General features: G+C 61.4%; 7 protein-coding genes. All 7 read left to right on the forward strand.

All coding sequences use genetic code 11. The annotated features are described in order from the left end of the window. Positions 1 to 450: 450 nt before the first annotated feature. The 7 genes from glgA to ACNYC6_RS01300 all read left to right on the forward strand — a co-directional run bounded on the left by glgA (position 451) and on the right by ACNYC6_RS01300 (position 12,245). On the forward strand, positions 451 to 2,037 hold the full coding sequence (glgA, locus tag ACNYC6_RS01270; RefSeq protein WP_419710711.1) for a glycogen synthase GlgA: 1,587 nt from the start codon (positions 451 to 453) through the stop codon (positions 2,035 to 2,037). A gap of 12 nt (positions 2,038 to 2,049) precedes the next feature. After that, positions 2,050 to 3,846, forward strand: coding sequence for a malto-oligosyltrehalose trehalohydrolase (gene treZ / locus ACNYC6_RS01275; protein WP_419710712.1), 1,797 nt, complete (start codon positions 2,050 to 2,052; stop codon positions 3,844 to 3,846). Beyond that, positions 3,843 to 5,921, forward strand: coding sequence for a 4-alpha-glucanotransferase (malQ, locus tag ACNYC6_RS01280; RefSeq protein WP_419710713.1), 2,079 nt, complete (start codon positions 3,843 to 3,845; stop codon positions 5,919 to 5,921). The genes treZ and malQ overlap by 4 nt, the downstream gene beginning before the upstream one ends. After that, positions 5,918 to 8,692 (forward strand): malto-oligosyltrehalose synthase, encoded by a 2,775-nt coding sequence (locus tag ACNYC6_RS01285; protein WP_419710714.1) that lies wholly within the window; start codon positions 5,918 to 5,920, stop codon positions 8,690 to 8,692. Before malQ ends, ACNYC6_RS01285 begins: the two co-directional genes overlap by 4 nt. Before the next feature lie 21 nt (positions 8,693 to 8,713). Then, positions 8,714 to 9,031, forward strand: coding sequence for a DUF2934 domain-containing protein (locus ACNYC6_RS01290; RefSeq protein WP_419710715.1), 318 nt, complete (start codon positions 8,714 to 8,716; stop codon positions 9,029 to 9,031). An 88-nt stretch (positions 9,032 to 9,119) separates the two neighbouring features. Next, positions 9,120 to 11,279 (forward strand): glycogen debranching protein GlgX, encoded by a 2,160-nt coding sequence (glgX, locus tag ACNYC6_RS01295; protein WP_419710716.1) that lies wholly within the window; start codon positions 9,120 to 9,122, stop codon positions 11,277 to 11,279. A gap of 207 nt (positions 11,280 to 11,486) precedes the next feature. Beyond that, on the forward strand, positions 11,487 to 12,245 hold the full coding sequence (locus ACNYC6_RS01300; RefSeq protein ID WP_419710717.1) for a PIG-L deacetylase family protein: 759 nt from the start codon (positions 11,487 to 11,489) through the stop codon (positions 12,243 to 12,245). Positions 12,246 to 12,252: the final 7 nt, after the last annotated feature.

Here is a 12,252-nt window from a genome sequence, read left to right on the forward strand (position 1 = left end):
ATGGTGCAAAGCAACTGTTCGCCCACGCACATCGTTGTGACAGTTCTGCTTCATTTCTTTCCAATTTTTCAAAAAAACCTGCACTTCGTCGGTGCGTTCGCTCCGCAATCCGGCACGTCCGTACCTCTTTAAACCGATTGTCGAACAATTTTGCCATTCGGGCTTTACCGCTCTAAGTTCTGGTCTAGGCTCACTTTCTCGGGTCGAAACCGGCCGGTCACAAAGTGGAAAAAAAGGCGAAACTTTCGCCCACCGTGATCGGTCGACTGAAAGGTAGGTGCGTTGCGACTGGTGCAATCCTTGCAATAGTCGATTCACCCATTCTGCTTCAGCGCATTTGGGCAGCGCTTGCTCACTGATGTGCAGCGCTTTTGCGCCAGTCCACAGGAAGTGGCCCTGAAAGACCGTTTGCCAGAGCTAAGAATTAGATCAACAACACGGGAGATTCATATGATAAGTACGGCTTTAGATGTTCAGGGAGAACGTGCTCATCAGCATGTCGGCGAATCCAGCACCGTGAGTGCTCCTACTGCCCAATCGATCAGCATTCCCGGCACCAAGACGCTCGCCCCCGTGGCCAGCCAGAATCCGAACAAGAAAAAAGTGTTGTTCGTCACTTCGGAAATTGCCGACCTGGTGAAGACCGGCGGCCTGGGCGACGTCTCTGCGGCGCTGCCACGGGCCATGGCCCATCTGCACGATGTGCGGGTGTTGATCCCCGGTTACCCGCAAGTGCTGCACAGCGAAAACCCGATCCACATCATCGGCGAACTGGGTGGGCATGCCGCACTGCCACCCTGCAAGATCGGGCGCATGGACATGCCCGATGGCCTGGTCATTTATGTGTTGATCTGCCCTGAACTCTACGAGCGCGAAGGCTCGCCCTACGGCGCCAACAACGGTCGCGACTGGCCGGACAACCACATTCGCTTCGCCCGCCTGGGTCTGGCGGCCGCCGATATCGCCGCCAACCTCGCGCAAATTCACTGGTGCCCGGACCTGGTGCACGCCCATGACTGGCCGGCCGGTCTGGCGCCTGCCTACATGCACTGGCGTGGGCAGCGCACCCCGACGCTGTTCACCATCCATAACCTCGCCTACCAGGGCGTGACCAGCCTGGGATCGTGCCCAGAACTGGGCATACCCCATCACGCGCTGCAACAGGAAGGCATGGAGTTTTACGGCAAGATGTCGTTCCTCAAGGCCGGGATGGCTTATTCGAGCCACATCACCACGGTCAGCGCGACCTATGCCCAGGAAATCACCACCCCGGCTTTCGGCTGTGGCCTCGACGGTTTTCTCGCCGCCAAGACCCAACAAGGCCTGCTCAGCGGCATCCCCAACGGCATCGACGAGAGCTGGGACGCCGCCACCGATTCGCACCTGTTCTGCCCGTTCAGCATCGGCGAGTGGGAAGGTAAAGCGGTCAACGCCGCCCATGTCCGCCAACTGTTTGGCCTGGATGATTCTGAAGGTCCGCTGTTCGCCGTGGTCTCGCGACTGGTCTACCAGAAAGGCCTGGACCTGACTGAAGCGGTATCCGAGTACATCGTCAAATCCGGCGGCCAGATTGCGATCATCGGTCGTGGCGAACCGGAGGAAGAACAAGCCATGCGCGAACTGGCCCTGCGCTTTCCGGGGCAGATCGGCGTGCGCATCGGCTTCAACGAAACCGATGCCCGGCGGATGTTTGCCGGCAGTGATTTCCTGCTGATGCCTTCGCGCTATGAACCTTGCGGCCTGAGCCAGATGTATGCCCAGCGCTTCGGTTCGTTGCCGGTGGCACGCAACACCGGTGGCCTTGCCGACACCATTGAAAACGGCGTGACCGGTTTCCTGTTCGATGAATCCACGGTGGAGAGTTACCAGGAGGCCCTGAGCCGCGCATTCAAGGTTTTCGCGTTCCCCGAACTGCTCAATGCCATGCGGTGCCGGGCGATGGCCGCGCCGTTCAACTGGTGCAAGGCGGTCGAACCCTACGCCGAACTCTATGAACAACTGGTGGCAAAAGCCTTGGGGAAATCGCACAAACAGTAAGAGGTTTACAAGATGCCGTTACGGACCCTTGAGACCTGGCCCCACGGCGCAATCAAACTGGACGCGGAACAAACGCAATTTGCGTTGTGGGCGCCAGATGCGTTTTATGTCAGTGTCGAATTGGAAAATGGACAATCCTTGCCGTTGTTGCCTCAGGCTGACGGCTGGTTCGTGATCAATACCCGCTGCCCGGCAGGTACGCGATATCGCTACAACATCGACGGTGAGTTGGACGTGCCGGACCCGGCCTCGCGTGCACAGGCCGGGGGCATCGACCAGCCCAGCCTGGTGGTCGATCCACTCGCCTACCCGTGGCAACACAGCACCTGGCTGGGGCGACCGTGGAACGAAGCGGTGATTTACGAGTTGCATGTCGGTGCGCTCGGCGGCTTTCAAGCTGTCGAGCAGCATCTGGCGCGCCTCGTTGAACTGGGTGTCACCGCGATCGAACTGATGCCCGTGGCGCAGTTCCCCGGCGAGCGCAATTGGGGCTACGACGGGGTGCTGCCCTTCGCGCCCCAGGCGTCCTATGGCTCACCCGAACAGCTCAAGCATCTGATCGACACGGCCCATGGTTGTGGTCTCGCGGTGATCCTCGACGTGGTCTACAACCACTTCGGGCCGGACGGCAACTACCTGCATCGCTACGCCGAGGGTTTCTTCCGCGAAGACAAGCACACGCCCTGGGGTGCCGCCATCGACTTCCGGCGTCGCGAGGTGCGCGACTTCTTCATCGAAAACGCGTTGATGTGGTTGCTGGAATACCGTTTCGACGGTTTGCGGCTGGACGCCGTGCACGCGATCGAAGACCCGGACTTCCTTCAAGAGTTGGCGCAACGCGTACGTAATCAGACCGATCCGCTGCGCCACGTCTGGCTGATGGTGGAAAACGAACACAATCAGGCCAGCCTGCTGCAACAGGGTTTCGATGCCCAGTGGAACGATGACGGGCACAACGCACTGCATGTGCTGCTGACCGGCGAAACCGACGCCTACTACGCCGATTACGCGCAAAACCCCACCGAACAACTGGCACGCTGCCTGAGCCAGGGTTTCGTGTTTCAAGGCCACATCAACCGCCACGGCAAACCTCGCGGCCAGCCCAGCGGGCACTTGCCACCGAGCGCTTTCATTCTGTTTTTGCAGAATCACGATCAGATCGGCAACCGCGCCTTTGGCGAGCGCCTGCATCAACTGGCCCATCCCGATGCATTGAAAGCCGCCACCGCGCTGTTGCTGCTGTCGCCGATGATCCCGTTGATGTTCATGGGCGACGAGTTTGCCGTCGAGCAACCGTTCCTGTTTTTCACCAGTCACCACGGTGAACTGGCGAAATTGGTGCGCGAAGGACGGCGTAACGAGTTTGCAGCGTTCAGCGCGTTTACTGATCCGCATCAGCGCGAGCAGATTCCCGACCCGAATGCGCCACAGACTTTCGAAGCATCCCGGCCCACACTCATGACATCCGGCAACGGCGCCGTGAACGACGTTTATCGGCAACTGTTGCAGATCCGCCATCGGCAGATCATCCCGCGCCTGCCCGGCACCCAGGCGCTGGATGCCGACGTGCTCGGCACCGGTGCGGTAAGCGCGACCTGGCGACTGGGTGATGGCAGTCACCTGCGCATTGACTTGAACCTCAGCGCCACAGCGGTGCCCCATGCTCTGCTGGCCGGTGCTTCGCTGCTGTTCGAACACCCGCCACATTGCGCCGCGCGCCTGGATCAAGGCACGCTGCCCCCGTATTGCGCGCTTGTCAGCCTCACTGCCTCAAAACCCTTGCTACCCCTCGATGGAGAGCGCCAATGAGCGATGCGCAACTGGAAATCCTCGCCAGCCGTGCGGGCCTAGCGGTCGACTGGATCGACGCCAATGGTCGCCCGCAAAAAGTCGCACCCTCGGTGCTGCGCAACGTCCTCACCGGCCTCGGTCATCCGGCCGGCAGCGCACAGGAAATCGATGCCAGCCTGCTTGAATTGCAGCAAGTGCAGCAGACCCGACACCTGCCGCCATTGCTCACCGCGGACTTCGGCGTCGGTCTCAATCTGGGTCATTACTTTGAGCCGCAGACCCCTTGCGAGATTCACCTTGAGGACGGTTCGCGGCTCAACCTCAAGCTCGACAGCGAGGCGGTGTTGCCGGGGTTGATTCCGGTCGGTTATCAGCACGTCAGCATCGACGGACAAACCTTCACCCTGGCGGTGGCCCCGGAGCGCTGCTACAGCGTCGGCGATGCCGTGGACAGCCCGATTCCGCGCACCTGGGGCCTGAGCGTGCAGTTGTACGCCTTGCGCCGCGCCGGTGATGGCGGATTCGGCGACACCCAGGCCCTGGAGGATCTGGCGCGGGTGGCGGGTGAACGCGGCGCCGAAGCGCTGGCGATCAGCCCACTGCACGCGATGTTTGCCAGCGACACCCAGCGCTATAGTCCCTATTCGCCGTCCAGCCGTCTGTTCCTCAACAGCCTGTATTGCGCACCGGGGGCGATTCTCGGCGAGCGCGCGCTGCGTACCGCCATCGATGCCACCGGACTGGCGATCGAATTCAAGCATCTTGAAGAGCTGCCATTGATCGACTGGCCCGCCGCCGCCGAAGCCAAGCATCGGTTGTTGCAAGCACTGTACGAAGGCTTTGTGCAGGGCGAACATCCGTTGCATCGCGACTTCAGCAGCTTCCGTCACGCCGGCGGAGAAGCCCTTGAAAATCACTGCCGCTTCGAAGCGATTCAAGAGGCGCGCGCGGCAAACGGTGAAAGCCTCGACTGGCGGCAATGGCCCGAGCAATGGCGCAACCCGCGCAGCGCTGCACTGGCCGAATTCGCCGAGGAGAATGCCGGACGGATCGGTTACTTCGTGTTCTGCCAGTGGCTGATCAGCCGCTGCCTGGAGCGTGCACAAGCCGCGGCGCGCAGCAGCGGCATGAGCATTGGCCTGATTGCCGATCTGGCCGTCGGTGCTGATGGCGGTGGCAGCCAGGCCTGGAGTCGCCAGGATGAGTTGCTCGCTGCACTCACCGTCGGTGCACCGCCAGACATTCTCAACCGCACGGGTCAAGGCTGGGGGATTTCCGCGTTTTCTCCCGAAGGTCTGATGCGCAACGGTTTTCGCGCGTTCATCGAAATGCTCCGCGCCAATTTCGCCCATGCCGGCGGCCTGCGCATCGACCACGTCATGGGTCTGCAACGCCTGTGGGTGATTCCCAACGGCGCGCCGCCCACCGACGGCGCCTATCTCTATTACCCGGTGGACGACCTGCTGCGCCTGTTGACGCTGGAATCCCATCGCCACCAGGCCATCGTCCTCGGCGAAGACCTCGGCACCGTGCCTGACGGCCTGCGGGAAAAACTCATCGCCCGCTCCATGCTGGGCATGCGGGTGCTGCTGTTCGAACAGGACAACACCCGCTTCAAACCGATTCTCGACTGGCCAGACAACGCTCTGGCGACCACCAGTACCCACGATTTGCCGACGCTCAATGGCTGGTGGCATGGCCGTGATATCGACTGGAATGCGCGCCTGGGCATGGTCGATGCCAGCGGTGAAATCGAGTGGCGCCAGCATCGCGAACGCGAGCGCGAAGGTCTGCGCCGGGCGTTGAGCCAGGACCCGCAGAACTTTCGCGAAGAGTCCCACGAAACCGATCAGGTGCTCGACGCCAGCGTGCGTTTCCTCGGTCACACCCGCGCACCGTTGGTGTTACTGCCGCTGGAAGATGCGCTGGGCATCGAACAACAGGCCAACCTGCCGGGCACCATCGACACTCATCCGAACTGGTCGCGACGCTTGCCAGGGTACAGCGAAGCCCTGCTCGATGACCCGGACGCCGCTCGACGCCTGGAACTGCTCGCCTGCGCGCGACTTCAGGCGGCCGAGCGTGACCAATGATTCATGCATCCGTGCAGCCGCTGCGGGCGACCCTGCGACTGCAATTTCATAAAGGTTTCACCCTCGACGATGCGGTGCCGCTGGTGCCGTACTTCGCCCGCCTCGGCATCAGCCATGTGTACGCTTCGCCGCTGCTGAGCGCCCGCGCCGGGTCCATGCATGGCTACGACGTGGTGGACCCGACCACGGTCAACCCGGAACTGGGTGGCGAAGCGGCGTTGCGCCGCCTGGTGGCGGCATTGCGCACGCAGAACATGGGGCTGATCCTCGATATTGTCTCCAACCACATGGCGGTCGGTGGTGGCGACAATCCCTGGTGGCTGGACCTGCTGGAATGGGGGCGGCTGAGCCCCTATGGCGAGTTCTACGACATTCAGTGGCATTCCTCCGATCCGTTGATGGAAGGCCAGTTGCTGCTGCCATTCCTGGGCAGCGACTACGGCGTTGCCTTGCAGGACGGCACCCTGCCGCTGTGCTTCGATGCGCAACAGGGTACGTTTCATGTCGAGCACTACGAGCATCACTTCCCGATCCGTCCTGCGGACTACGGCGAACTGCTCAAGTCCGACAACGAACCACTCAAATCACTGGCCGACCGCTTCAGCACCTTGAGCTATCAGATGGACGCTCACAGTCTGGCCAAGCCGTTGAAGGACGAGTTGCGCGAGTTGGTCAGTGATCCGCTCATGCTTCAAGCCATCGAACACAACCTCAAGGCCTACGACTCACTGATTGTCGACGGCTTCCAGCGCCTGCACAACCTCCTGGAACGCCAGAGCTACCGCCTCGCCAGTTGGCGCACGGCTGCGGATGACATCAATTGGCGGCGCTTTTTCGATATCAACGAACTCGGCGGTTTGCGCGTCGAACGTCCGGCCGTGTTCGAAGCGACCCACGCGAAAATCTTCCAATTGGTGGCGGACGGTTTGATCGACGGTCTGCGTATCGATCACATCGACGGTCTCGCCGACCCTCGGGGTTATTGCCGCAAACTGCGGCGACGGGTCGACAGCCTGACGCCGGGGCGACACCTGCCGATTTATGTCGAGAAGATCATTGGCGAAGGCGAAACCCTGCACCGCGACTGGTCGGTGGATGGCACCACCGGCTATGAATTCATGAACCAGTTGTCCCTGCTGCAACACGATCCCCAAGGTGAACAAACCTTGGGTGAACTCTGGCATCGGCACAGCGCACGACCGGCCGATTTCCGCGAGGAAGCACAACTGGCCCGTCAGCAGATCCTCAACGGTTCGCTGGCCGGGGATTTCGAAAGTGTCGCCCAAGCCTTGTTGCAAGTGGCCCGGGACGATCTGATGACCCGCGACCTGACCCTCGGCGCGATCCGGCGTGCATTGCAGGCGTTGATCGTGCACTTCCCGGTGTACCGCACCTACATCAGTCCGCTCGGACGCTCGGACCAGGACAACGCATTTTTCCAGCAGGCCATGGACGGTGCCCGGCAAACCCTTGGCGAAGCCGACTGGCCGGTGCTCGATTGCCTGGCCGGTTGGCTGGGCGGCGAACCCTGGCGCAAACGCCCGGCGGGTCGCGCACGCAAGCGTCTCAAGCATGCCTGCGTGCGCTTTCAACAGCTCACTTCACCGGCGGCGGCGAAAGCGGTGGAAGACACGGCGTTCTATCGCTCGACCGTGTTGCTGTCGCGCAACGATGTCGGGTTCAGCACTGAACAATTCAGCGCGCCGATCGCGGACTTCCATCAGGCGTGCATCCAGCGCCTGGAAACGTTTCCCGACAATTTGCTGGCCACCGCCACCCACGATCACAAACGCGGCGAAGACAGCCGCGCGCGTCTGGCGGTGCTGAGTGAACGCAGTGCCTGGTATGCCGACCAGATCGGCTTGTGGCGCGCCCTCGCCCGCCCCCTGCGCAACGATGACCAACTGCCGTCGGCGGCGGACGAATTAATCCTGTATCAAGCCATTCTCGGCAGTTGGCCGCTCGACCTGCGCAGCGACGATCTCCCGGCCTTGAAGGTCTACGCCGAACGCCTGTGGCAGTGGCAACAAAAAGCCCTGCGCGAAGCCAAACTGCAGAGCAGCTGGAGTGCGCCCAACGATACCTACGAACAAGCGACCCAGGCCTTCGTCCATGGCCTGCTGCTGACACCGGAAGGCGAACTGTTGCGCTCGGCCCTGGGCAAAGCCGCGCAAGCCCTTGCCGTTCCCGGCGCACTCAACGGATTGGCGCAAACCTTGCTGCGCATGACCGTGCCGGGGGTGCCGGACCTCTATCAGGGCAACGACTTCTGGGACTTTTCCCTGGTCGATCCGGACAACCGCCGGCCGGTGGATTACGCCAGCCGCGAGCAAGCGCTGCAGCACGCGGTCGACCTGCCTGGGCTGTTGGCCAACTGGCGCGACGGGCGCATCAAGCAAACCTTGATCGCGCAGGCCTTGAACCTGCGTGCCGGGCACGCCGAGCTGTTTCGGTGCGGCACTTACCAGGCCCTGGAAGTGGTGGGCAGCGAGGCCGGTCGAGTGCTGGGTTTTGTCCGCGAATGGGAGGGTCAACGGGCCATCGTCATCGTGCCGATACGCTGTGCCGAACTGCTGAAAAACAGTGCCGCCCCTCACGTCAACGCGCCGCTGTGGGGCGACACCCGGATCAAATGGCCGTTCGCCGAAGCAGAGGAAAATCTGAAGGGACTTTTTTCCAGCGTCGCAGTCACACAACACAAGGAGCTGATGATCAGCGACGCGCTGGGGGACTTCCCGGTCAATCTCATTATCCAAACTACCCACACTTGAGTTCAGTTCAGGAGCATTGCGATGAGTACCGACGATAAACGCATCCGCGAGTTTGCCTATCAGATCTGGGAGTCGGAAGGTAAGCCCGAAGGCCAGGAAGCCCGGCACTGGGAGATGGCGCGCAAGCTGGCCGAAGCCGAAGCCCTGGCGCCGAAAAAACCGGCTAAAGCCGCTGCAAGCAAACCCGCCGCCGGCAAAACCCTCAATGGCAAGGCGAGCGACAACAAAGTCGCCGCGCCAAAAGCCAAAACCAAACCGGCTGCGGCCTCTGCCGTTATTCCTCCCGGGGAAAAATCTGTGAAAAAGCCTCGCGCAGCGCGGAAACCGCCGGCGGTCTGACTTTTTCAAGCGTTGTACTGATTGACTGCGTGGCGAGTTCTCTCGCCACCGAGGGCGCGTTCGCCCGGTAAAAATTGCAGGAGCACTTATGACCCGTCCAAAGAAAGACACGCCAGCGCCTCAAACCGAGCCCTCGCGCATCCGTGAAGGCCTGCCCTTTCCGCTGGGTGCGACCTGGGATGGTCTGGGGGTCAATTTCGCCTTGTTTTCCGCCAACGCCACCAAGGTCGAACTGTGCATTTTCGACGACGCCGGCGAAGTGGAAATCGAACGCATCGAACTGCCGGAGTACACCGACGAGATCTACCACGGCTACTTGCCCGACGCCCATCCGGGGCTGATCTACGGCTACCGCGTCTACGGTCCGTACGACCCGGCCAACGGACATCGCTTCAATCACAACAAACTGCTGATCGACCCCTATGCCAAACAACTGGTCGGCAAACTGAAATGGTCCGAGGCGCTGTTCGGCTACACCATCGGCCACCCTGACGCCGACCTCAGTTTCGATGAACGCGACAGCGCACCGTTCGTGCCCAAGTGCAAGGTCATTGACCCGGCGCACACGTGGGGCCACGACCATCGCGTCAGCGTGCCGTGGGACAAAACAATCATTTATGAGACCCACGTGCGCGGCATCAGCATGCGTCACCCTTGCGTCCCCGAGAATGTGCGCGGCACCTTCGCCGGGTTGATGGTCGATGATGTGCTCGAACATATCCGCAAACTCGGCGTGTCCACCGTCGAGTTGTTGCCGATCCATGCCTTCGTCAATGACCAGCATTTGCTGCACAAGGGCATGACCAATTACTGGGGCTACAACAGCATCGCCTTCTTCGCCCCCGACCCGCGCTACCTGGCCAGCGGCAAGATCGCCGAATTCAAGGAAATGGTCGCGCACCTGCACGAAGCCAATCTGGAAGTGATTCTCGACGTGGTCTACAACCACACCGCCGAGGGCAATGAACAAGGCCCGACCCTGTCCATGCGCGGCATCGACAACGCCTCTTATTACCGCTTGATGCCCGACGACAAGCGCTTCTACATCAACGATTCCGGCACTGGCAATACCCTCGACCTGAGCCACCCGTGCGTGCTGCAAATGGTCACCGACTCCCTGCGTTACTGGGCTTCGGAAATGCACGTCGACGGTTTCCGCTTCGACCTCGCGACCATTCTCGGGCGCTATCACGACGGCTTCGACGAACGACACAGCTTCCTCGTGGCCTGTCGCCAGGACCCGGTGCTGCGCCAGGTCAAGCTGATTGCCGAGGCATGGGACTGCGGCCCTGGCGGCTATCAGGTCGGTAACTTTCCACCGGGCTGGGTGGAATGGAACGACAAGTTTCGCGACACCGTGCGCGCCTTCTGGAAAGGCGACGACGGGCAACTGGCCGACTTCGCCAGCCGCATGACCGGTTCCGGCGAGATGTTCAACCAGCGCGGCCGGCGCCCTTATTCTTCGGTGAACTTCGTCACCGCCCACGACGGTTTCACGCTCAACGATCTGGTGTCGTACAACGACAAGCACAACGAAGCCAACGACGAAAACAATCAGGACGGAAGCAACAACAACCTGTCATGGAACCACGGTGTCGAAGGCCCTACTGACGACCCCGAGATCAATGCTCTGCGTCATCGGCAAATGCGTAACTTCTTCGCCACACTGTTGCTGGCCCAGGGCACGCCGATGATGGTGGCCGGCGATGAATTCGCCCGCACCCAGGACGGCAATAACAACGCCTATTGCCAGGACAGCGAGCTCGGCTGGGTCAATTGGGACCTGAGCGAGGACGGCAAGGCCCTGCTCAAGTTCGTCAAGCGTCTGATCAAGTTGCGCCTGGCCTATCCGATCCTGCGCCGTGGGCGTTTTCTGGTGGGCAATTACAACGAGGACATCGGCGTCAAGGACGTCACCTGGCTGGCAGCGGATGGCAGCGAGATGACGACCGAGCATTGGCATGACGCACACAATCGCTGCCTCGGCATGCTACTCGACGGTCGTGCCCAGGAAACCGGCATCCGTCGCAAAGGCGCCGACGCCACCCTGTTGCTGGTGGTCAACGCCTACCACGACATCGTCAACTTCCAGCTGCCGGAAGTGCCTGACGGCGGATTCTGGACCTGCATGATCGACACTAACCAGCCGTCGATTCGCGGCCAGGAACGCTTCGAGTTTGGCCACGAGTACTCGGTCACCGGCCGTTCGCTGCTGTTGTTCGAATTGCAGCGAGAGGAAGAAGAATGAGCTGAGCCGCAGGCTTGTCAGATAAAAAAACACTTCGGATCAACCTCAGAGGCGACGAATAGCGCTTCATGAGCAATACTCGATGCGCGGCACTCCAGGGTTCGGAATGCCGCAAAGGGTTAGCAACCTGTCCTCACGGGTCTGCCGGGCTTGCTTGCAGCAAGCATTGCGCACGACTGAAGACGAAACGAAACAAGGACGTCACCCATGAAACCTGTTTCCATCAGTGAACACAGCCTGCCAGCACAGATCTGGAACAGCGCCCCACAGCTGGACAATATCCCGGTTATCAACACACAGTTCCTGGTCCCGCCCGGCGCACGCGCCGTGGTGATCGCCCCGCATCCGGGCGATGAGGTGGTGACCTGCGGCGGACTCCTGCAATTGCTCAGCGCCATGGGCCATCCGTTGCAATTGATTTCGGTGACCGACGGCAGTGCCAGTCATCCGGGATCACAGCAATGGTCGGAGAAACGCCTCAGCGTGTTTCGCTCCCAGGAAAGCGTTGAAGCCCTGCGCCGGCTCGGGTTGCCAATGCACAGCCTGAAATGGATTCGCGGCGGCTTCACCGACAACGCGCTGGCCGAGCATGAACAGCAATTGACCCGTTTCATTGCCCGCTACCTGCGGCCCGGCGACGTAGTGTTCAGCACCTGGTCCGAAGACGGTACCCGCGATCATGACGCCGTCGGCCGTGCCAGTGCCAACGCGGCCGCCATTGCCGGTGCCGACTTCAACGAAGTACCGGTCTGGGCCTGGCACTGGCCGACGCGCGACAGGGATTCGATCCCCTGGCATCGTGCCCGCAAGGTTCGCCTGGACACCAGGACCGTCGCGCGCAAAAGCCACGCCACCCATGCCTACGCCAGCCAGCTCGACGGTGAACCGGCGATCGGCATCGCCCCGCTGCTGCCACGGGTGCTGCTGGAGCGGATGCGCTTGCCGTATGAAATTGTCCTCATCTGAACCCTGT

The organism is Pseudomonas sp. NFX224 (assembly GCF_048565165.1).
Taxonomy (GTDB): domain Bacteria; phylum Pseudomonadota; class Gammaproteobacteria; order Pseudomonadales; family Pseudomonadaceae; genus Aquipseudomonas.